This is a genomic window from Flavobacterium aquidurense (assembly GCF_001404985.1).
Taxonomy (GTDB): domain Bacteria; phylum Bacteroidota; class Bacteroidia; order Flavobacteriales; family Flavobacteriaceae; genus Flavobacterium; species Flavobacterium aquidurense_B.
Window position 1 is genome coordinate 409,702 of sequence record NZ_JRLF01000015.1, and the last position, 22,603, is coordinate 432,304.

A 22,603-nucleotide genomic window follows, 5' to 3' on the forward strand; every position below is an offset into this window, starting at 1 on the left:
TTCACTATTTTTGACGTCAAATAAAATTACGATGAAAAAATATGCAAGCCTTCTATTGTTCGCGCTACTACTAAACGGGTGCGATGACGGTGATTTAAAGGTAGACACAATTGATTTTGATGATACGAGCATTGTGTCTCAAAGCTGTGATCCGCTAACCAATAATCTAATATACAGACTAAAATCTCAGGAATCTTTGCTGATTCAATTACCCAACGATAAAATCATCAATGATCCTACACCCACGAATACACCATTGATCTATGACATTGACAATACAACTTATCGTGTTGTATACAGGGCTTATGATGGTACTGTTGCTACAGCAAATATTTGTGGTGCAATACCGCCAACATCTCCAAAAGTAACAGAAGAATGGCAGGCAACTGCAGGACAGATTGTGATAATAACTTCACAACAATTTACTACTGCAGATGACGGTAGCACTAAAATCACTGGATATGCACATAATATCTCTTTTAAAAACATCACTTTTTTAAAACCTTCAGGACCACAAGTTGAGGAAGAATTTAGTTTTGGTATTTTTAATACAACAGTTACTCCGGTAGTCGTAAGTTTTAGCGATGAAAATGCAGATTACTGTCCGGATACAAAGAAAATTTACAACGATAATACGGTATCTTCTTTAGTTCTTGAAAACTTAGCCGATGGTTTAATTGTAAATGAAGCTACTCCTACAGGTAAACCAAGAACTAGTTTAATCAATGCAAATGGTGCAAATAAACTTTATTACAGAACTTATAGCGGTGCTTTGCCGGCAGATACAAAAAGTTATTTTTGTATAGAAAAAACACCAACAACACCTGCAATATTAGATACCTGGTTTGGTCAGGACGGACAAATAAATGTAAGTGGCATAATTGAAGTTACGACGACAAACGACCTTAAAGTTTTCAGACATAAAGTGGTGCTTAGAAATGCAACCCTTCAAAAAGGAAACAGTACTTTTAAACTTGCAACTACATTTTCATTAGGAACGGTAACTACAATAGCACCATAATATTTTAAAGTTTACAATTTATTTCCACTTGTAAGGAGAGGAATTTATTCTTACAAAAAACGTCCGTTTTTCGAGCTGATTTTAATGTGAAATCAGAAAGAAAAACGGACGTTTTTTTATGCTTTAAAACAGACAAATCAAGCCTTAAAAAATATTTTATTTATTGTTTTGCCTAAAATAAACTTCGGTGGCACCTAACCCATATTTTTGATAATTGGCATCCTGAAAATCTATTCCGTCATAACGGCCTAATAAAAAATCAAGTTCAGCTTTTAGAATTCCTTCACCAACACCATGAATAAAAACAATTTTTGGAATCCTGTTTCTGATCGCGAATTCAATGTGTCTTTTTGCTGTTTCAGTCTGCAAAGTCAGGATATCATAATTTGACATTCCGCGTTTATTAGGAACCAGTTTTTCAATGTGCAAGTCAAATTCCGGAGCTGCTATTTCGCGTTTATCCTTCTTTTCCTTGACAAAACTTCTGGGTTTTGGCTCCGTTTTCTCTTTTGTAACTTCATCTAAATCAATTCTTTTAATAGAATTCATTAAATTACTGGAATCCTGTATTTTAATCAATTCATTGACAAAAAATGTCATCGTAAATCCATCTTCAGTTTCGATCAAAACTTCCTTATCTTTCACAGAAACTACTGTTCCGTTTATGGCTTCGTCCAGGACTGAAACCTTATCTCCTTTAGTCAACATCTTGTTCTTCTTTTTCTTGATTTTTACTTGGTGTTTTTGCACTCAGCTGCATCATTCCATACATGAAAACTGCAATTGCAATTACCATGATATAGATATTTTTTTCTGCTGAAACCTGCTCATATAACGCAACCGAAATCGCAAGAATCATTATTAAAATTTTAAAAGCTTTCATATTTAAATAGATCAGGATTCAAAAGTATGAAACTTTAAAATAGTAGTTCTACTCTCTTGAAATCATAACACGTTTTTTTTTATTCCTTTAAATAAAAATGAATTTCTAAAATTCAGAAAAACACAGCAATTTACCTGTCTCAAAAAAACTTAAAAAGATGAAATTCAAAAGTCTGCATTTATACTTTTTCATTCTTACTTTTTATACCATTTTTTTATAATGCTAAAATTTTAAATTCTGAATTAAAATTTATATACTTTCAATACTAAAATTATTTACGATTACAGTACAAATAAAAAAACCTATTCAAAATCCTGTTCCCTAAAAATATCCTTATTGATATTGGGAACAAAATTTAAAACAGGTTTGCAATCTTTTTTTTGTAGGAATTATTTTTTAATCTGATTTAGAATATCATTCATCATTTCGATTTGAACTTTCTGGATTTCGATTAATTCTTGTTGCTGATGCATAATCAAATGATCAATTTTATCATGGATCATTCTAATTTCCAATTCGGATTTCAGGTTAATCATATAATCTTTTTTAGCACGGTTTCGATCTTTTTCTTCCTGACGGTTTTGGCTCATCATAATGACCGGAGCCTGCAATGCGGCAATACAGGACAAAATCAAATTCAGCAAAATAAACGGATAGGGATCAAAACCTTTATTGACCAGAATATAAACATTGGCACCAATCCAGACGATGATAAAAAGTAAAAAGGAAATAATAAAAGTCCAGCTTCCGCCAAAGTCCGCAACTTTATCGGCTATTTTTTGACCAAAGCTTCTTTTCTCTTCTTCATCTTCAACAATACTTACTATCGACTTATCTTCTTTAAGTGAAGTTATCACACTTTTTTCAAGATCTGAAAGTGTTCCTATTTCTGTAGACAAATAGTTCGAAATGTATTTTTGACGGTATTCGTTTAGCTCTTTTACCGCAATACAATCACTATCATTAAAAGTGGGATAATCTTTAATGATAAGCCCTAAAATAGGATCATGAATAGATTTTCCCCAAATTTTCTCACTTTCAGGAAAAGAAAGATTAGAGATCGTACTTTTAAAAGTCGAATTATTTTTCATTTTATAATTTTTACCGGCTAATTTACGCATTTAACTTCTTAAGAATCTTATAAAATATATTGTCTTATATTTCTTTTATTTATCACAAATACAATTCTCACAACAAAATTTCTTTAGAGAAATCATATCCTTATTTACAAAAAACGCATTACTTTTAACGTTTTAAATTATCCACTCAATTTTACAATTGTGACAAAAGAAATTATCATACAAAATATAAAAGCTTTAAAAAGCCATTCAAATATAAACTACGGGATAAAAACCAAAACAGAAGATTTTACCGAGAAGCTTTTCTATACTCTTTTTGATTCGAATGCAGATTTAGACCACAGTATAAATGAGCTTGAAATATGCTTTAAAGAAATTGCCGTTTTAGCCTGTAAAAAACCAGAGAATTTATGCGAATCGATCTGGGACAGATTTCTGGAAAAATTACCCGGTGTCCTGGAAAAATTAAATAAGGATGCAGCGTATATTTTAGAAAATGATCCTGCATCAAATAGTATCGATGAAGTTTATTTGGGTTATCCCGGTTTTTATGCCATTGCAATTTACAGACTGAGTCACGAATTATATCATCTTGATTTATTATTGTTTTCTAGATTGATGAGTGAATATGCACATAGAATTACCGGAACAGATATTCATGCCGGTGCTGATATCGCTTCTCCGTTTTTTATTGATCATGCAACCGGAATTGTTATTGGAGAAACGACCGTAATAAAAAAACATGTAAAAATTTATCAGGGAGTTACTCTGGGCGCTTTAAGTGTAAGTAAGGAAATGAAAAACGCCAAAAGACATCCTACTGTAGAAGCTAATGTTTGTATTTATGCGAATGCCACAATTTTAGGCGGTGAAACTATTATTGGAAAAAACAGTATTGTGGGAGGAAATGCCTGGATCACGAAATCAATCCCTGAAAATTCTATTGTAACCAACACAACTACAACTGAAGTTAAAATAAAAGAACTAAAATGAATACACAGAAATTGCTTAACCTAATTGGGAATACTCCTTTGATGGAAACTGTCAATCTGGTTAAAAATAAAAATGTAAAACTTTTACTGAAATTAGAAGGAAATAATCCCGGCGGAAGTGTAAAAGACAGAGCTGCTTATAATATGATTGCTGCTGCTCTTGAAAGAGGCGATATTAAAAAAGGCGATAAACTAATTGAAGCCACAAGCGGCAACACGGGAATCGCACTGGCGATGATCGCACAACTATTTCAAATTGAGATCGAATTGATCCTACCGGAAGATTCTACAAAAGAAAGAACTCAAACAATGCGTGCTTATGGCGCTACAGTGATTTTAACACCTGCTAGCGAAGGAATTATTGGTTCAAGGGACTACGCCGACAAAAAAGTAGCAAAAGGCGGTTATATAATGCTAAATCAATTTGCAAACGATGATAACTGGAAAGCACACTATAAAACCACAGGTCCTGAAATCTGGAATGATACTGATGGCACTGTAACTCATTTTGTTTCGGCAATGGGAACAACAGGAACTATCATAGGAACTTCGACTTATTTAAAAGAAAAAAATCCGGCAATTCAAATTATTGGTGCACAACCAAGCGACGGATCCCAAATTCCCGGAATCCGCAAATGGCCTCAGGAATACTTGCCTAAAATATTTGATGCCTCAAAAGTTGACTCTGTTATAGATGTGAGCGAAGAAGAAGCACGTCTAATGACCAAACGCTTAGCACTTGAAGAAGGTGTTTTTGCAGGAATGAGCAGCGGAGGTTCTGTTGCTGTTGCCCTGAAAATTGCCGAAAAATTAGAATCAGGCGTAATTGTTGCCGTTATCTGCGATCGCGGCGATCGTTATTTGTCCTCTGATTTATTTGATTAAAGAAAGGTTCAAAGGCGCAAAGATTCATAGGGACAAAGTTTTTATAAACTAATTAATCTTTGCGCTTTTCAACCTTTGAATCTTAGATTCTTCAAAAATCTTCGGATATAAAATAGACGCACTCCTGTGCTGCTCTACAAAAAACCTTTGAACCTTTCCCACTTTGAACCTCAAAAGAAAAAAAATGATCTACAGAAAACTAGGAAAAACAAACTTCAATATATCCGAGATTTCACTTGGCACATGGCAAGTTGGAGGAAAATGGGGATCTGCTTTTGATAATAAAACAGCAGATGAACTTTTGAATACTGCAATTGACAATGGGGTAAATTTTATTGATACTGCAGATGTTTATGAAAATGGATTAAGCGAAACAGCTGTTGGAAGAGTCGTTCGTTCAAGATCTGAACGTATTTATGTAGCTACAAAATGTGGCCGTCATATTAATCCTCATGTTAGTGAAGGATATCAGCCCAAAGTACTTCAGAAATTTGTTGAAGACAGTTTAAAAAGAATGAGATTAGAAACTCTGGATTTAATTCAGCTCCACTGTCCTCCTACTGAAGTTTTTTACCGACCTGAGATTTTTGAACTTTTTGATCGCTTAAAAGATCAGGGTAAAATTTTGAATCTTGGCGTTAGCGTAGAAAAAGTCGAAGAAGCATTGAAAGCTATTGAATATTCGAATGTAACAACAGTTCAGATTATTTTTAACCTATTTCGTCAACGTCCTTCTCAATTATTTTTCTCTGAAGCCAGAAAGAAAGATATTGGGATTATTGCGAGGGTTCCTTTAGCAAGCGGACTTTTGACAGGTAAGTTTGATGCTAAAACTACTTTTAATGTTCAGGATCATCGAAATTTTAATCGAAATGGAGATGCTTTTGATAAAGGAGAAACTTTTTCAGGAATAAATTATGAATTAGGGCTAAAAGCTGTTGAAAAACTAAAAGCATTATTTCCTGAAACCACAAATCTTGCGCCTATCGCTTTACAGTGGATTCTTAGCTTTAAAGATATTAGCTGTATTATTCCGGGAGCTTCGACTGCCAATCACGTAACGTCTAATTTATCAGTTTATGATTTACCGGAATTAACTCCTGAGAAAATTGCCGCAATGAACAACATTTACGAAGAATATATAAAACCTTCTGTACATCAGCTCTGGTAGTTTTTAAAAAGAGTGATTGTATAAGATAACGGTTATTTGGCTTTTAGCACGCAACCATTTCTAAATCAAATCATCTAATAATAAAACTAACTATAAATCACTACCATGAAAAAATTAAGTTTTATATTATTTGCCATTTGCGTAACATTTGCATCATGTTCCAACGATGATAGTAACATTCAGGAAAAAGATGCTCAGGAATTAGAAAAAATGCATCAGGAGATTATCACACTTTCTTTAGTGAATTCAGAACCTTGTACTGATTCAAAAAACTGGGATTTTACCGCTCTTGGCACTAAATCATGTGGAGGTGTTGCCACTTTTATTGTCTATTCTAAAAAAATAGACAAAAATGCATTTATTGCTAAAGTAAAAGCATATACAGATGCAAAAACTGCATTTGATAAAAAATACAACATATCATCGACCTGTGAAATTATATTGCCGCCAAGTAGTATTGAATGTATGGATGGCAAACCCAAACTAATCTACGGAAGATAGTTTACCAAATATTTTAAATAAAAAACCTCGTTTTAATTCATATAAACTAAAACGAGGTTTTTTATTTTTTATTCCGTATTACATTTCAAACTCAATTCTAAACTCAGCACCTTTATTTTTGCCTTCGCTGGTTGCACTAAGTTTTCCTTTGTTTTTTTCGATGATCTTTTTACATAAATACAAACCAATTCCTGTCGAAGATTCGTTTGCAGTTCCCAATCGGCTCATTTTCGTGAATTTCTTGAACAATTCATCAATCTGATGTTTATCAAAACCAATTCCTTTATCAGCAACCGTAATGATTAGTTTAGAGTTTTCATTATAAATACGAACCTTTACTTCACTGTCAAAATAAGAAAATTTAATCGCGTTACTAATTAAATTCACCAATACCTGAATCAGCAAACCTTCATCAAGTCTCAGTTTAGCTTCTACAAGTTCTAAGCTCAAATTCAGTTTTATATTTTTATCTATCAAACGCTGTTCTACCTGTTCATTAATAAAAGGCAAAATTCCCGGAAATAAAATCGTCCTGATTTCCTGATTGCCTTTTACAACACGATCTTGTTCCTGCAATAATTTAATAAAATTCTCTATGTATCGAAATTGTAAATTTGTCGATTCACAAATTAGCTCTGCCAATTGACGAATTGAATCAGAAGGGTTTTCGCTAATAATTAAATTTGCCAAACCCTGAGGATTTCCTGCAAAGTTTTTTAAATCATGCGAAAGCATATAAATCAAATCCTGTTTCTCGTTTATAAAACTCTCGGCTTCATAAATAGATTCCTGAATATTACACATCAACAATCCGGCTTCATCAGTATATTCTGTTGGCAAAATCGACAATTTTCTATTATTCCTGTAATCATCCAATGATTTTGAAGCAATCGAAATTGGTTTAATAAGCTGATTTAAAACCACAAGTGTTATCAAAGTAGCTAATAAAGTCATCATTAGGGAAAAAACCAGAATTGAAGTAGGCGAAACACTATGATTATAATAAAGGACAAAAAACAAAATCCCGATAAGGGGAATATGTATTCCTATAAAAGCAACAAATAAAAATTTGAACGCATAACTTTTTTTCAAAAAGCTAATTTGTGAAAGATTATGATACAACTTCATAAAAATATAACAATCTATAAATTAAAAATAGCAGATTTGGGCTAATTGCTAAAAACAAAGTTAACTTTTAAAGTCAATTAAAATAATAAATTAGACAATTTGATAAAATATTTGAAAAATTAAATTTGAAAAAGTTTACAAACCCTTATTTTTGCGCTATGGGAAGAAAAAATACAGACAAAGTTGTCTTTCATCAAATTCAGGTTCTGGATGCCGGAGCAAAAGGAGTATCAGTAGCAAAAGCTCCTGACGGAAAAGTAATCTTTATCCCGAACGTAGTTCCGGGTGATGTAGTTGACGTGCAGACTTTCAAAAAAAGAAAAGCCTATTATGAAGGTAAAGCCGTAAAATTTCATGAATTATCAGAACATCGCATTGAACCTATTTGCGATCATTTTGGAATTTGTGGAGGATGTAAATGGCAAAATATGAAATACAGCCAACAGTTGTATTACAAACAAAACGAGGTAAAAAATCATTTGCAGCGCATAGGAAAAGTTGAACTTCCTGAGTTCGAAACTATTTTGGGTTCTGAAAAACAGTTTTTTTACAGAAATAAAATGGAATTTTCGTTTTCTAACGCTCGTTGGTTAACCGAAAAAGAAATAGAAAGTACCGAAGATTTAGGAAACAGAAATGCATTAGGTTTTCATATTCCAAAAATGTGGGATAAAATCCTTGATATTCAAAAATGTTATTTACAGGAAGATCCTTCTAATGCCATTAGAAACGAAATCAGGGATTTTGCGAATGAGCATAATTTAGCTTTCTTTAACCCAAGAGAACAATCTGGTTTATTGAGAACTTTTATGATCCGTACCGCTTCGACTGGTGAAATCATGGTTTTGATTCAGTTCTATGAAAATGATAAAAAAAATCGTGAACTTCTTTTAGATCACCTTTACGAAAAATTCCCTCAGATTACATCCTTGCAATATGTTGTAAATTCAAAACAAAACGATACAATTTACGATCAGGATATCAAACTATATAAAGGAAGAGATTATATTCTTGAAGAAATGGAAGGTTTGAAGTTTAGTATTAATGCTAAATCTTTTTACCAGACAAACTCTGATCAGGCTTATGAATTATATAAAATAACACGTGATTTCGCCGGACTTTCAGGCAACGAAACCGTTTATGATTTATATACAGGAACAGGAACTATTGCTCAGTTCGTCTCTAAAAAAGCAAAAAAAGTAATTGGTGTAGAAAGTGTTCCTGAAGCAATTTTAGACGCCAAAGCTAATGCTGAACGCAATAATATAACGAATTGTGAGTTTTTTGTAGGTGACATGAAAGTCGTATTTAACGAAGCTTTTATTGCACAACACGGAAAACCTGACGTTATCATTACAGATCCGCCAAGAGACGGTATGCATAAAGATGTTATTGATCAAATCCTTAAAATTGCGCCTAAAAAAGTAGTTTACGTAAGTTGTAATTCAGCAACACAAGCACGAGATTTGGCTTTAATGGATGAAAAATATAAAGTTACACGTGTTCGTCCGGTTGATATGTTTCCGCAAACGCATCATGTCGAAAATGTTGTACTTTTAGAACTTCGATAACAAAATTTAAATGAAAAAAATAATCTCTCTTTTATTAGTCTTTACTTTTGGTTTATCCAGCTGTGAGAAAGATGACATTTGCGATGCGAATACACCCACTACTCCCAGATTAGTGATTTCTTTTTTTGATATTACAGCTCCAACAGTGGCAAAAAATCTAACTAATTTAAAGGTAATTGGCGAAGGACAAACTAATGGAATTATTTTTAACGAAAGCGGTACAGATATTACTAAATATTTAACCAGCGGCAATACCGTTTCTATTCCGTTAAAAACGGATGCAGACACCGTTACTTATACTTTTATTTTAGACTCCGGAAATGCCAATCCAGCTGCAGTAAACACAGATGTGATTAAATTTAATTATACACGTCAAAATGTATATGTGTCCAGAGCTTGTGGTTTTAAAACAATTTTTACATTAAACCCGGCAGTTACTGAACCACCATCAGCACCATTTGAGCAAACAGATCCAAATAATGATGGACTTTGGATGCAAAGAGTTATTGTTCTACAACCTAACGTTGAATCTGAAAATGAAACACATATTAAAGTATTATTTTAGTTTTTGCTTATTGTTTTCAATGTTTTTAGGGCAAGCCCAGGAAACAGCAACGAAAACGGTAACAAAAGAAGTTGTTAAGGAAAAACCAAAAGCCGTAAATGCTAAACCGGCAATTCAGGAAGTACAAAAAGACAGCATCAAAACAGATCGCTATGGTCTTCGCGTTGGGGTTGATTTATATAAACTAACACGTGGTTTATATGATAAAGATTATAAAGGAATTGAGGTTGTAGGTGATTTTCGTTTAACGAAAAAATACTATATCGCAGCTGAACTTGGTTTTGAAGACAAAACTACAGATGACGACAGATTAAACTCAACAGCAACCGGAACTTATATCAAAGGTGGTTTTGATTACAATACCTACCAAAACTGGCTTGACATGGAGAATTTAATCACCATAGGTTTACGAGGTGGTTTTAGTACCTTTAGTCAACAATTAAACAGTTATAAAATCTACAATGCAAATCCGTATTGGGGAGAACAGCCACCAATTGCAGCTGGTCAAAAATATAACGGACTTACAGCGGGATGGCTTGAATTTGCAGCAGGATTAAAAGCAAAAGTCTTTAATAATGTCTTCGTAGGATTTGGTGTTCAGTTAAAACTTTTGGTAGCAAATTCTAAACCTTCAGGTTTTGACAATTTATACATTCCTGGTTTTAACAGAACGTATGACGGAAGTTTTGGAGTAGGTTTCAATTATACTGTTTCTTATTTTATCCCTCTTTACAAGAAAAAAACAATTATTCCTGCTATTATAACAAAGGACGCTCCTAAAAAGTAATTTTTGCTAAATGAAAAAATTTATCTTTCTGTTAATATTTAGTCAAATTACTTTTGCGCAAAAAACAATCGTCAAGACGATTTTACATTTCTCAGGAAAAATAGACAAATATCCTATAGAGATGACCATTGAATTTATTCAGGGAAAAGATTCTGTTTCAGGAAGCTATTATTATGTAAAAAGCGGTAAAGACAGGTCTATTTTTACAAATGGTATTTTAAAAAATGGGGAGATAAAACTGGAGGAAACTGCATATACATCAACCAAAACAGGAAATGTCACTAAAAAAACAGGATCTTTTTTATTACAATTAAATAATCAATACGGGTTAACAGGTATCTGGGAAAATGATAAAAAAGACAAAAAACTGGATGTAAACCTTATCTGTCTGGAAGATTTATCATCATTTAATCCCAAAAACTACAGTTATAAACTCAACCAGTACAAAGGAAAAGCCGAAAACATGAATGGCGAATTAGCAGATAATTTCCTAATTAGCAAACTTGACATTTCCAATTCGAAAAAAGAAATAGTACAAACGCTTTCCCGTTTTAATAAAGTGATTTATGAAAAAGACGGACAAGTAGAATTAGAAGACCTAAATTTTGATGGTCTTTTAGACATCAAAATCCCAATCTATTTCCCGGACCGAATAAAATATGATGGCGGTTTTCTTTATTATATTTATGATAAAACGAAAAAGCAGTTTATTAGAAACATAAAACTGGAAGAATTAGAATATTTATTCTTTGATCAAAAAAACAAGGAGTTCGTTAAATATCAAGCTGATGGAAGCGGAAATGAAACTGATGAACATTATAAATGGTTGAATAACAATTTCTATTTAATTAAAAAAGTTGAAAGTTTCGAAGACAATGAAAAAACTACTTATACTGAATATGAGATAAAAAACAATAAATCAGTAAAAGTCAAAGAATATCAAAAATAAACCACTCTGCACTGAAAGTGCAGAGGTTTGTTTTACGAGGGACTGAAAGTCCCTCTTTTTATTTCATTCGAGAATGAAATTTGAATTATCATCCCCTTCTTTCCTTCTGTGGTGTTCTAGGTAATCATTTACCATTTCATCAGTAATATTTCCTGTACTCCAAACCCCATAACCACTTGCCCAAAAATGCTGACCCCAATAGCGAGCTTGAAGTTCTGGAAATTCCATTTGTAATTTTCTTGATGTTCTTCCTTTCAAGCTTTTAAAATAGTACTGACATTCTGCTTTGGTGCATATTCTATGTGCATATGTACATGATCTGAACTCACAACACCTTTTAAAATCTCAATTCCTTCCGCTTCACATATTTGTATCAATAGTTCTCGGCAACGCTTTTGAACATCTCCTTTCAAAACTTTAAATCTATACTTGGTAACCCAAACAACATGACATGTTAATCTGCTTACTGTATGCGACCCTTTTCTTATATCTGAAGTCATAATCTAAAGATAAAGATTTTTTCGCATTACTAAAGTACTGCAATAAATTGCAGGGTTTTAAACCCGAAACTGAGACCAATAAAAAAAGCCATGAATTTATTCCTTTAAATTCATGGCTTTTAATTTATATCCTAATTTTATGAGAGCTGAAATTCAATAGCTGCATTTGAATGTATTAAGGCAGTATCAAAAACAGGAACGGCTAAATCTTCTGGTTTTATTACCAGCGGAATTTCGGTACAGCCTAAAATAATTCCTTCTGCTCCTTCTTTTATCAATCGATTTGCAATTTCTAAATAACGTTTCTTCGTTTCATCCGTTACAAGACCTTTGCCTAATTCTTCAAAAATTGTTGTGTGAATAAAATCTTTATCACTTTCGCTTTGCGGGATTATAGCTTCAATTCCCTGATTGATTAGTTTGTCTTTAAAAAAATCAAGTTCCATTGTGAATTTAGTGCCTAATAAACCTACCTTTTTTAAGCCTTGTTTCTTAATTTCAGCTGCTGTTGCAGTAGCAATATGAATGATTGGCAAATCTATTTCCTGTTCAAGTCTGTCAGCAATAAAATGCATTGTATTGGCACATAAAACTATCGCTGTTGCACCGCCTTGTTTAAGAAACTGGCAGCCTTTTAAAAGCATGCTGAAAGTAGCATCCCAATCGTTGGCTTCATTATTCTTTTTTATATCAGCATAATTAAAAGAGTAAATCAAACATTCTGAAAAGTTAAGACCTCCCATTTTTTCATTTACTCCCTGATTTATAAGTTTGTAATAATCAGCTGTAGAAACCCAGCTAATTCCGCCTATAAGTCCAATTATCTTCATAAAAAATTAAATTAATTATCCTATTTCCCTAATTCCTTTTATAAAAATCCATTTCATAAACAGCTTTTCACCGTCTTTGGTTTTCACTGCCTGAAATTTAGGCGAAATCAAAGTTGCTACGATAAAAGCCGTCATAGGAATCCAAAATCCCGTTAGTCCTGTATACATAGCCACCAAATATCTCCCTAAAATAAATAGAATAGCGAAACATCCTAATTGGTATAAAAAAGCTCTTACTTGTAATTTTGACATTTTTCTTAAAGTTGCTAAGGTTCTGAGAATCTAAGTTCCTAAGTTTTTATTTAGAAGCTTATTTTTACTGAACCCTTATTATTATTATTTATTATCAATATTGAATGCAAAGTTAAAAAACTTAGCAACTCACTATCTTAGTAACTTAGAACCTTATTCATTAACCTGAAATTTCGTTCTCTTACTTCCTTCGTACATTTCGTATTTTACCAAACGTGCTTCAAGACTTGCGTTAAAGAGTTTAATTTTTCTTGAAGGTTTTAATCCCACAAATTTCAATGCTTCAAGATTGGCAGTAATAAACCAGGCATTTGTTCCCGGATAGCTTTTCTTTAAAGTATCTCCTATATTTTTATAGAACTCTTCCATATGAATGTCTAAACGCTCATCATAAGGCGGATTGAAAACAATATGCAATTTTCCTTCCACTGCTTTTTCAGTATCAAAAAAGTTTTCTTCCTGAATGGTAATATAATCTTCTAAATTGGCATTTCTAATATTATCCTTCGCTTTGTTTACAGCACTTGGCGCTTTATCAAAACCTTTAATTGTATAATGAAACTCTTTTGTTTTTTTCATTAAACTGTTTATAATCTGTTCAAACAAATCATTATCCCAGTCTTTCCATTTTTCAAAAGCAAATTCTTTACGGTTAATATTCGCCGGAATATTACAGGCAATCATCGCAGCTTCGGCTAAAAATGTTCCTGAACCACACATTGGGTCCAGAAAATGACTTTGCCCTTCCCAGCCTGACAATAATAAAATCCCTGCTGCCAAAACTTCGTTGATAGGCGCAATATTTGTAGCGGTTCTATATCCACGCTGATGCAGGGAATTTCCGGATGTATCCAATGCAACCGAAACCTGATCTTTATCAATATGTATGTTAATCCTTAAATCAGGAAAAGCTTTATCAATACTTGGGCGCTGACCGGTTCTTTCTCTAAACTGATCTACAATGGCATCTTTACATTTTTGAGAAACAAACTCAGAGTGATTAAAATAAGTAGAATGTACCGTAGCATCAATCACAAAAGTTTGATTGGCATTCAATAATTTAGACCAGTTTACACCAGAAATCCCTTTGTACAATGCCTGTTCATTATTAGCCCTGAAAGAGTAAATAGGTTTTAAAACCTTAAGCGCGGTACGCAACGATAAATTCGCCTTATACATAAAACCCTTATCGCCCTTAAAGCTCACCATGCGCACTCCTTTTTCGACATCCTGCGCACCAAGATCTCTTAATTCTTTCTCTAATATTTCTTCAAAACCAAAAAAACATTTGGCTATCATTCTAAAATTTTCTTCCATCTTTATTTTTGTATTAAAAAACAACTCCAATCGCAGACGCTCTACCAATTATTTAGGTATCCTCGCGAAATAGTTATTTTTCGGCAAAAATACACTAAATTTGCGGGACTTTGAATTAATTGAAATAGAATAAATGTCTGAAGCACCAAACTCATCAACACCAAATCAGGAGCGTAACACCGAAAATTGGTTTACTTCATGGTTTGATACTCCTTATTATCACATACTATATAAAGATAGAAACTACCGCGAAGCACAAATTTTCATGGATAATCTTACACATTATCTCAACCTGCCTGAAAAAGCAAAAGTTCTTGATCTGGCATGCGGAAAAGGACGTCATTCTATTTATTTAAATCAATTAGGCTTTAATGTATTAGGGGCAGATTTATCTGAAAACAGCATTGCTGAAGCCAGCAAAAACAGCAACGAAACCCTGCATTTTAAAGTGCACGATATGCGTGAGCCTTTTGAAGAAAAGTTTGATGCTATTTTTAATTTGTTTACCAGTTTTGGATATTTTGAAAGTGACGATGATAACCTGACAACTCTAAAAGCCATAAAAGAAAGTTTAACCGAATATGGTTTTGCAGTAATTGATTTTATGAATGTCGCAAATGTTATCGAAACTCTGGTTCCTGAAGAAGTAAAAACCGTTGACGGGATTGATTTTAAAATCAAAAGATACCTTCAGGACGGACATATCTTTAAAGAAATAGATTTTGAAGATCAGGGACATCAATATCATTTTACCGAAAAAGTAAAAGCTTTAACCCTTAAGGATTTTGAAGAATTAATGGCAGAAGCCGGAATTTTTCTGTTAGACATTTTTGGAGATTATAAACTTAAAAAGTTTCATAAAACCGAAAGCAAACGATTAATCATGATTTTTAAGTAACTGTTTAATTGTTGAACTGTTAATTTGTTTAATCGAAACAAACTAACAAAACCGATTAAACAATTAAACAAATTAACGATTGAACTAAAAAATGAACTATTTATTACCCTTATTTTCTGTACTTTTAGGTTATGTTGTGGCTTTGTTTTTAAAACCAAAAAGCAAAACCAATCTAAAATTATTACTGGCCTTTAGCGGTTCATTTTTATTGTCGTTAACTGTAATGCATTTATTGCCCGAAGTTTACGAAACACACAATCACAATATTGGTGTTTTTATCATGGTGGGGATTTTGTTCCAGATTATATTAGAGTTTTTCTCAAAAGGTGCAGAACACGGTCATGTTCACGGACATGCCCAAATGAGCCAGATTCCGTGGCTGCTTTTTATCAGTTTATGCATTCACGCCTTTTTAGAAGGTTTTCCGGTAAGTCATCATCATGGTCTGGCACTTGGAATCGCCATTCATCACTTGCCGATTGCTGTAATTCTGACCACTTTTTTCATTAATGCAAATCTTAATAAAAAAGCCATTTTTGCCTTCATGCTTACCTTTGCCGTTATGACGCCACTTGGCACGATCGCATCTGAATATCTTGCTTTTTTAAATGACTATTATACTGAGATCACCGCCATCGTAATCGGGATTTTATTTCATATATCATCGACAATTATTTTCGAAAGCAGTGAAGGACACAAATTCAATATTGCAAAAGTTTCTATGATTGTCCTTGGGATTTTATTGGCATTTATGCTATAATTGGGGCGTGACCCTATCCCGATAAGCGGGCAAAGTTTGTTTACGATTATTCGCCCTCTTATCGGGATATGGTCGGGCTATCCGTACTACTTTGGTAGTTTACTTCTATCCCTCACGCACCAGTACTTTCAGTAAAAATCATTTTCAGGAGATTCAAAAAACTTTGTAACTTTGAGACTTTGCAACTTACAACCCAAAAAACAACATGACATTTACTAAAACCACAGAACAAGCCTCAAAATACGAACATTTAGAAAAAATGTCCGTTCATGAGCTGCTTACCAATATCAATAAGGAAGACAAAACTGTTCCCAATGCAGTCGAAAAAGCAATACCACAAATTGAAGCTCTTGTAGCACAAGTTGTATCTAAATTAAAACTAGGCGGCAGAATTTTTTATATAGGAGCCGGAACATCAGGACGTTTAGGCGTTGTTGATGCCTCAGAATGTCCTCCTACTTTTGGCGTTCCTTTTGATTTAGTAAACGGAATCATTGCTGGTGGTGACACTGCAATTCGTCGTGCCGTAGAGAATGCCGAAGACAATCCAACACAAGCCTGGATCGATTTGCAAAACAATACTATTGGTGCAAACGATGTGGTAATTGGTATTGCCGCTTCCGGAACAACACCATATGTTATTGGAGGTCTGGAAACCTGCAATCAAAATGATATCCTTACAGGTTGTATTACCTGCAATGCCGGAAGTCCATTAGCACTTACAGCTCAATTTCCTGTAGAAGTTGTTGTAGGTCCTGAATTTGTTACCGGAAGTTCCAGAATGAAAGCCGGAACAGCTCAAAAATTAGTGCTTAACATGATTTCGACTGCTGCTATGATCCAACTTGGTAAAGTAAAAGGCAACAAAATGGTCGATATGCAATTAAGCAATATAAAATTAGTAGATCGTGGTGTAAAAATGATTATGGAAGAAATTCCGGTTTCATACGATGAAGCATCTGAACTATTAAAAAAATACGGCAGCGTAAGAAATGCTGTTGATAATTATAAAGAGTAAAAGGTTTTTCTGTGAAAGGTTAAATGTTATTTAACCGCAAAGAGCGCTAATTTTTATCCAAGGTCTACTTTGTCATTTCGAAGAATGAGAAATCACACAAGAAACTCCGCAATGTATATTTTCAATCTTGGTCGATTTACTAGTGCGATTTCTCATTCTTCGAAATGACAAGATTGCGATAAACCTGAAACTAAAAAAAACTGAAACCTGAAACCTTTCAAACCTGAAACAAAAAAATTATGGCAACAAATAAAGAACTACTAGGAAAAGGAATTAAATATTTATCAGGTTCGTTGCCTCTATTATTTATTGGACCTACTTTGATTTATAATGCTTTTATGAATCAGCATACCAACTGGCATTATTTAGTTCTGGGAATTGGAATTGTGGCTTGCTTAAGCGCCATGTTTTTAATTTTTTACGGATTGAGAATTATCATGAAAGGTATTTTTAATGACTAATATTTTAAAGCAATTAAACAAACCTTACAGGTTTCAAAACTTATATAACTTGAAATCTTTATCCAATATAATATGGAAAGTCTAATTCACATCCAAAAAACCTTCGAGAAAGTCGTTTATATCGACAAAAAAATAAACAATCGTGAGTTTGAAGATTGTGTTTTTAAAAACTGTGATTTCTCTAACAGCAATTTTGCCTACAATACTTTTTTAGACTGCGAATTTATAGACTGTAATCTATCAATGACGAGTTTAGCAGGAACAAGTTTAAAGAATGTTTCTTTTAAAAACTGTAAACTTCTGGGAATCGCTTTTAATGAATGTGACGATTTCTTATTTCAGGTTTATTTCGAAGAAACTACACTTGATTATGCCGTTTTTTCGAATAAAAAAATGCCCAAAACCAAGTTCATCAACTGTTCCGTAAGAGAAGTTACTTTTATTGGGTGCAATTTAACAAGCTCATTATTTGATAATTGCAATCTTGAAGGAGCTATTTTTAATGACACACAATTGGCAGCCGTAAATTTTAAAACGGCTTACAATTACAAAATAGACCCGGAATTTAACCCCATGAAAAAAGCACAATTTTCGAATGACGGAATTATAGGGCTTTTAGATAAATACGATATTAAAATTGTTTAAAAAAATATGTCACGAATTGCACTAATTTACACTAATTTGTAAGTCTGCAAAAAAATAATTCGCGCTAATTCGTGCAATTCGTGGCAAAAAAAACAAATATGAATGCAACTGAATCTTACTTAGAAAGCGTTAAAAAACAGTTTTTATATTATAAAACGTTAGGCGAAAAAGCAATGGATCAATTACAACCTGATCAGCTTTTTGTTGCTGTAAACGAAGACACAAATAGTATTGCAACTATAATCAAACATATTTCAGGTAATATGCTTTCGCGATGGACAGATTTCCTGACTTCAGACGGTGAAAAAGAATGGCGCAATCGCGATGCCGAATTTGAAAACGATTTACAATCAAAAGAAGAAGTTATAAAACACTGGAACATGGGCTGGGATTGTTTTCTAAACGCCTTAAACAGCTTAAACCCGGAACAACTCTCAGACATTATATACATTCGTAATGAAGGTCATACCGTTATTGAAGCCATAAATCGCCAATTGGCACATTATCCTTATCATATTGGGCAGATTGTTTTTTATGCGAAACAATTAAAGAACGGCAGTTGGGACAGTTTATCGATTCCCAGAAATAAATCCGAAAATTATAATGCTGAAAAGTTTGCCAAAGAAAAAGAAATCAAGAACTTTACCGAGGAAGAATTGAAAAGATTAAAATAATAATAATATCAGGCTCAGCAAGCTATAAAACCATTTTATTGTATTTATTTTTTGACGTATAAATATGAAAAAAAACAACAACGAAACACATCATTTTTTGCCAAGTGGAGAATGGGAAGGATTTTATTGTTATTCTAATTCATCTCATCAACATAAAATGTCTATTGAACTGAATTTTGCAAACTCTATTGTTTCCGGCTCAGGAAGTGACGATGTAAACTCGTTTCGATGGAATGGCACTTATAATCTGGAGCACTTTAAAATTAAAATGGTCAAAAAATATCCCACACATATTATTAATTATAATGGTGATATTGACGAAAATGGCATTTGGGGCGTTTGGGATAATCCGGAAGATTTGAGTGGATTTGATGAATTTGGGCCTGCCCTTTTACAAAATATAAAAGCGATGACTCACGGAGGTTTTCACATCTGGCCAAAAGCATCCAATAACGAATCAAAAGAAGAAGTTCAAGAAGAGGTAAAAGAATCTAAAAAATTAAAAGAATTTTATATCCAAAAAATTTAAACTTTTTAGTCCGTACCAATAACTATCGGGATAAATAAAAGATTGGAATAAAAAACAGGAAAGAGCCCTAAAAAACAAAACAGTTAAAATGAAAAAAATTATATTCTTATTACCTTTATTAGCCTTAGTATCCTGTTATGATGCAGAACACAATTGTAAAGATTTTAAAAACGGAAAATTCAAATTTGAGTTTGATGTAAATGGCGTAAAAAAAACAACTGTTTTTGAACGTAAAGACGGCATCGAAATCGAAACTTTTGAAGGAAAAACAGATACCTCAACAGTTCGCTGGGTAAGTGATTGCGAATATGTTCTACAAAAAAAACATCCAAAAAACATGGCTGAAGAAAAAGCAATCAGCATGAAGATTTTAACGACTTCTAAAGATTCTTACACGTTTGAATTTGGAATGGTAGGTTCTGATCAAAAACAACGCGGTAAGGTCTTTAAAATAGAATAAGAAAACCTGAAATAACAAAGTTCCTTTTGGGGACTTTTTTTTTACCTCCAAGTTAGAAAAAAACCTTTGCCTCTATGCACCTTTGCTTCTTTGTCCTTAAAAAAACTTAGCAGTGTTTCTTTTACATTTCTATTTTAAATCTTACATTAGGACCTAAATCTAACGCATGAAAAATACCATTTCGCATAGAGTTGCCGATTTTTTAAAGGGCTTCCCTCCTTTTAGCTTTTTACATCAAAAGGATTTAGAAAAACTATCTGAACAAATTTCTATTGTTTATAAAGATAAAGATGCTGTAATCTTTGCGGAAAATGAGCAAACGCATGACTCCTTTTATGTGGTTCATAAAGGTGCAGTTGCGCTTAAAAAAAGTTCAAAGAGCACGGTTTTAGACATGTGCGATGAAGGGGATATTTTTGGATTGCGTCCGCTTTTAGCTCAGGAAAATTATATAATGGAAGCTGTAGCCCACGAAGAATCCATTTTGTATGCGATTCCAATTGCGGTTTTTAAACCTTATGCGCTTGAGAATAGAACAGTTGGTAATTTTTTGATCGAAAGTTACGCCTCTAATACCAGAAATCCGTATTCAGACATTCATAAGGATAAATTGTATGGTGATGATTTGCTTCATGAAAATCATCATGCCGCAAAAGATTCCTTTGATTTGCAGCCCATCAAATATTCGAAGAAAATCGTGACTTGCAGTCCATCTACCACAGCAAGGGATATTGCAAAAATCATGACAAAGAAAAAAGTCGGAGCGATATTAATTGTCGACGAAATGCTGCCTATAGGTATTATTACTGACAAAGATTTGCGCAATAAAATTGTTACAGGAGATTATTCGATCCTCACTACTGCAGAAACCATAATGACCAAACCTGTTGTTACTTATCCTAAAAAAATGACGGTTACAGAGGCACAAATGGCAATGATGAAAAGCAACATTAGTTATTTATGTTTAACAAAAGACGGAACAACGAACACTAAAGCAGTCGGGATTTTATCGAAGCATGATGTGATGGTTGCTTTAGGAAATAATCCTGCTGTTTTAATAAAGGCACTTAAAAGAGCTAAAAAAGCAAAAGAAATCAAACCTATCCGTGCGCGAATCATGCAATTGCTTCAGGGATATTTAGACCAAAATATTCCGATGACTTTGATTTCTAAAATCATAACAGAGTTAAACGAAGCCTGCACAACACGCGTCATCGAAATTTCATTAGAAAAAATGAGCAGTCCGCCACCTGTAAAATTTGCATGGCTGGCTTTAGGAAGTCAGGGACGAAGTGAGCAAATGCTTCACACAGATCAGGATAATGCTATTGTTTACGAAAATGTTTCTGATGTTTTTAAAGATGAAACGAGAGTTTACTTTTTAAAATTTGCAGCTCTTGTCAATAAAGGCCTTTTTGAAATTGGTTATGATTATTGTCCTGCCGAAATGATGGCTTCGAACCCAAAATGGTGTATGAGCCTGGACGAATGGAAAAATCAGGTAAAACACTGGATTACCAATCCGGGGAAAAATGAAGTTTTATTGTCGTTTATATTCTTTGATTATAGCCTGACTTATGGTGATGCAGCCATTGTTGACGAGTTATCAGAATCTATTTTTGAGAATGTAAAAGCAAATCCGGTTTTTTATGTTCATTTGGTAAGTGGTGCTTTGCAAAGCCCGTCACCAACGGGGTTTTTCAGGCAGTTTCTGGTAGAACAGGACGGAGCCAATAAAGATCATTTTGATATTAAAAGAAGGGCTTTAATGCCTTTGACAGATGCTGCCAGAGTTTTGATTTTATCACACTCTGTTAAATCAATCAGTAATACGGCAGAACGATTTGAAAAACTTGCCGAATTAGAACCCAATAACAGAGAATTGTATTTGTCGTGCTCCTACTCGTTTAAAGCGTTATTAAAATTCAGGACCAAACAAGGACTTTTACATCATGATTCCGGGCAGTTTATCGCGTTGGAATCCTTGTCTAAAATGGAAAAAATAAAACTTAAAAGAACTTTTAAAACCATTAAGGAACTTCAGGAATTAATTTCGGTTCGTTTTAATATTTCAAATCTGGTTTAGTCATGAGTTTATTTAATTTCTGGAAAAAAGAAGAAAATCTCTTTGATGAAACCATTTCGATTGAAGAAACCCGATTTGTCGTTTTAGATACCGAAACAACAGGCTTTGATTACGAGAACGACCGAATATTATGTATTGGCGCTCTTGTGCTGCAAAACGGAATAATCGCCATTCAGGATAGTTTTGAAGTTTATATAGAACAGGATCATTATGACAAGGCGACTGCTCAGATTCATGGTATCCTAAAAGCATTTGTAATTCAGCGCCCTACAGAGTTAGAAGCTTTACAGCAGTTTTTAGCTTTTTTAGGAGATTCGATTATTATCGCACATCATACTATTTTTGATGTCACGATGATCAATAAAGCCCTGGAACGAAATGGATTACCAGAATTAACAAACAAACGCCTGGATACCGCTATTTTATACAAAAAGACCTTAATAAAATCGCATTTGTTTGAGCGAAAAGATCATTACACGCTAGACGATCTTGCAGATAAATTCGATATCTCTAAAAAAGACCGTCACACTGCTTTAGGCGATGCTTATATAACAGCAATTGCTTTTTTGAAAATTGTAAAAAAGCTAAAAGAAAAAAAACATATTAATTTGAATTCCTTGTTTAAGTAAAAAGGATGTTTA

The 22,603-nt window shown here is 33.4% G+C and carries 26 protein-coding genes and 1 pseudogene; 19 read left to right on the forward strand and 8 right to left on the reverse strand.

The genetic code is table 11. From position 1 onward, the window contains the following. Positions 1-31 precede the first annotated feature (31 nt). Entirely contained in the window at positions 32-1,021 is a 990-nt protein-coding gene (locus tag RC62_RS20255) for a hypothetical protein (protein ID WP_055098143.1), read from the forward strand. 156 nt (positions 1,022-1,177) lie between these two features. Here RC62_RS20255 and RC62_RS20260 read toward each other — a convergent pair whose 3' ends face one another. The 3 genes from RC62_RS20260 to RC62_RS20270 all read right to left on the reverse strand — a co-directional run bounded on the left by RC62_RS20260 (position 1,178) and on the right by RC62_RS20270 (position 2,995). Further along, a complete protein-coding gene (locus RC62_RS20260) occupies positions 1,178-1,729 on the reverse strand; it encodes a Smr/MutS family protein (protein ID WP_055098144.1) in 552 nt (183 codons plus the stop codon). After that, positions 1,719-1,904 (reverse strand): hypothetical protein, encoded by a 186-nt coding sequence (locus tag RC62_RS20265; protein WP_055098145.1) that lies wholly within the window; start codon positions 1,902-1,904, stop codon positions 1,719-1,721. The genes RC62_RS20260 and RC62_RS20265 overlap by 11 nt, the downstream gene beginning before the upstream one ends. Positions 1,905-2,293: 389 nt before the next feature. Continuing rightward, entirely contained in the window at positions 2,294-2,995 is a 702-nt protein-coding gene (locus RC62_RS20270) for a DUF1003 domain-containing protein (RefSeq protein WP_055098596.1), read from the reverse strand. 189 nt (positions 2,996-3,184) lie between these two features. On the opposite strand from RC62_RS20270, the gene RC62_RS20275 reads away from it, so the two are divergent. From RC62_RS20275 to RC62_RS20290, 4 genes are all read left to right on the forward strand, one after another. Then, a complete protein-coding gene (locus tag RC62_RS20275) occupies positions 3,185-3,976 on the forward strand; it encodes a serine O-acetyltransferase (protein WP_055098146.1) in 792 nt (263 codons plus the stop codon). After that, positions 3,973-4,860: a cysteine synthase CysM gene (gene cysM / locus RC62_RS20280; RefSeq protein WP_055098147.1), complete on the forward strand. Its 888-nt coding sequence runs from the start codon at positions 3,973-3,975 to the stop codon at positions 4,858-4,860. The genes RC62_RS20275 and cysM overlap by 4 nt, the downstream gene beginning before the upstream one ends. Before the next feature lie 184 nt (positions 4,861-5,044). Then, complete coding sequence (locus tag RC62_RS20285) at positions 5,045-6,031, forward strand: aldo/keto reductase (RefSeq protein WP_055098148.1); 987 nt, start codon at positions 5,045-5,047, stop codon at positions 6,029-6,031. Positions 6,032-6,136: 105 nt separating this feature from the next. Beyond that, entirely contained in the window at positions 6,137-6,532 is a 396-nt protein-coding gene (locus RC62_RS20290) for a hypothetical protein (RefSeq protein WP_055098149.1), read from the forward strand. Positions 6,533-6,610: 78 nt separating this feature from the next. Here the strand turns inward: RC62_RS20290 and RC62_RS20295 are convergent, their stop codons facing one another. Continuing rightward, a complete protein-coding gene (locus RC62_RS20295) occupies positions 6,611-7,624 on the reverse strand; it encodes a sensor histidine kinase (protein ID WP_245176854.1) in 1,014 nt (337 codons plus the stop codon). A gap of 194 nt (positions 7,625-7,818) precedes the next feature. Here RC62_RS20295 and rlmD point away from each other — a divergent pair, with 194 nt between their 5' ends. The 4 genes from rlmD to RC62_RS20315 are packed head-to-tail and all read left to right on the forward strand — an operon-like array spanning position 7,819 to position 11,532. Then, entirely contained in the window at positions 7,819-9,231 is a 1,413-nt protein-coding gene (rlmD, locus tag RC62_RS20300) for a 23S rRNA (uracil(1939)-C(5))-methyltransferase RlmD (RefSeq protein WP_055098151.1), read from the forward strand. Positions 9,232-9,241: 10 nt separating this feature from the next. Further along, positions 9,242-9,796 carry a DUF6452 family protein gene (locus RC62_RS20305; RefSeq protein WP_055098152.1) on the forward strand — a complete coding sequence of 185 codons (555 nt, stop codon included), beginning with the start codon at positions 9,242-9,244 and terminating at the stop codon, positions 9,794-9,796. Beyond that, complete coding sequence (locus tag RC62_RS20310; RefSeq protein WP_055098153.1) at positions 9,768-10,583, forward strand: DUF6048 family protein; 816 nt, start codon at positions 9,768-9,770, stop codon at positions 10,581-10,583. The genes RC62_RS20305 and RC62_RS20310 overlap by 29 nt, the downstream gene beginning before the upstream one ends. Positions 10,584-10,593: 10 nt before the next feature. Continuing rightward, positions 10,594-11,532: an XAC2610-related protein gene (locus RC62_RS20315; RefSeq protein WP_055098154.1), complete on the forward strand. Its 939-nt coding sequence runs from the start codon at positions 10,594-10,596 to the stop codon at positions 11,530-11,532. A 63-nt stretch (positions 11,533-11,595) separates the two neighbouring features. Here the strand turns inward: RC62_RS20315 and tnpA are convergent. From tnpA to RC62_RS20335, 4 genes and pseudogenes are all read right to left on the reverse strand, one after another. Continuing rightward, positions 11,596-12,032 (reverse strand): annotated as a pseudogene (tnpA, locus tag RC62_RS20320) (IS200/IS605 family transposase). Positions 12,033-12,169: 137 nt separating this feature from the next. After that, positions 12,170-12,862: an aspartate/glutamate racemase family protein gene (locus RC62_RS20325; protein WP_055098155.1), complete on the reverse strand. Its 693-nt coding sequence runs from the start codon at positions 12,860-12,862 to the stop codon at positions 12,170-12,172. Positions 12,863-12,877: 15 nt separating this feature from the next. Beyond that, positions 12,878-13,114 carry a hypothetical protein gene (locus RC62_RS20330; protein ID WP_055098156.1) on the reverse strand — a complete coding sequence of 79 codons (237 nt, stop codon included), beginning with the start codon at positions 13,112-13,114 and terminating at the stop codon, positions 12,878-12,880. Between the two features lie 153 nt (positions 13,115-13,267). Next, entirely contained in the window at positions 13,268-14,431 is a 1,164-nt protein-coding gene (locus RC62_RS20335) for a class I SAM-dependent RNA methyltransferase (protein ID WP_055098157.1), read from the reverse strand. 133 nt (positions 14,432-14,564) lie between these two features. Here RC62_RS20335 and RC62_RS20340 point away from each other — a divergent pair, with 133 nt between their 5' ends. The 10 genes from RC62_RS20340 to RC62_RS20385 all read left to right on the forward strand — a co-directional run bounded on the left by RC62_RS20340 (position 14,565) and on the right by RC62_RS20385 (position 22,591). Then, complete coding sequence (locus RC62_RS20340) at positions 14,565-15,329, forward strand: class I SAM-dependent methyltransferase (RefSeq protein ID WP_055098158.1); 765 nt, start codon at positions 14,565-14,567, stop codon at positions 15,327-15,329. Between the two features lie 91 nt (positions 15,330-15,420). Then, positions 15,421-16,089 carry a ZIP family metal transporter gene (locus tag RC62_RS20345; RefSeq protein WP_055098159.1) on the forward strand — a complete coding sequence of 223 codons (669 nt, stop codon included), beginning with the start codon at positions 15,421-15,423 and terminating at the stop codon, positions 16,087-16,089. Positions 16,090-16,294: 205 nt separating this feature from the next. After that, complete coding sequence (gene murQ, locus RC62_RS20350) at positions 16,295-17,107, forward strand: N-acetylmuramic acid 6-phosphate etherase (RefSeq protein ID WP_055098160.1); 813 nt, start codon at positions 16,295-16,297, stop codon at positions 17,105-17,107. 239 nt (positions 17,108-17,346) lie between these two features. Beyond that, the gene (locus tag RC62_RS20355) at positions 17,347-17,568 is read left to right on the forward strand and encodes a DUF6095 family protein (RefSeq protein WP_055098162.1); all 222 of its coding nucleotides are present in this window, start codon (positions 17,347-17,349) and stop codon (positions 17,566-17,568) included. Between the two features lie 72 nt (positions 17,569-17,640). Then, positions 17,641-18,213: a pentapeptide repeat-containing protein gene (locus RC62_RS20360; RefSeq protein WP_055098163.1), complete on the forward strand. Its 573-nt coding sequence runs from the start codon at positions 17,641-17,643 to the stop codon at positions 18,211-18,213. Positions 18,214-18,311: 98 nt separating this feature from the next. Then, entirely contained in the window at positions 18,312-18,887 is a 576-nt protein-coding gene (locus RC62_RS20365) for a DUF1572 family protein (RefSeq protein ID WP_055098597.1), read from the forward strand. A gap of 64 nt (positions 18,888-18,951) precedes the next feature. Beyond that, on the forward strand, positions 18,952-19,416 hold the full coding sequence (locus RC62_RS20370) for a hypothetical protein (protein WP_055098165.1): 465 nt from the start codon (positions 18,952-18,954) through the stop codon (positions 19,414-19,416). A gap of 88 nt (positions 19,417-19,504) precedes the next feature. Next, positions 19,505-19,876 carry a hypothetical protein gene (locus tag RC62_RS20375; RefSeq protein ID WP_055098166.1) on the forward strand — a complete coding sequence of 124 codons (372 nt, stop codon included), beginning with the start codon at positions 19,505-19,507 and terminating at the stop codon, positions 19,874-19,876. Positions 19,877-20,042: 166 nt separating this feature from the next. Then, a complete protein-coding gene (locus RC62_RS20380) occupies positions 20,043-21,962 on the forward strand; it encodes a DUF294 nucleotidyltransferase-like domain-containing protein (RefSeq protein WP_055098168.1) in 1,920 nt (639 codons plus the stop codon). Between the two features lie 2 nt (positions 21,963-21,964). Next, positions 21,965-22,591, forward strand: a complete 627-nt coding sequence (locus RC62_RS20385) for a PolC-type DNA polymerase III (RefSeq protein ID WP_055098169.1) — start codon at positions 21,965-21,967, stop codon at positions 22,589-22,591. The last annotated feature ends 12 nt before the right edge of the window (positions 22,592-22,603 follow it).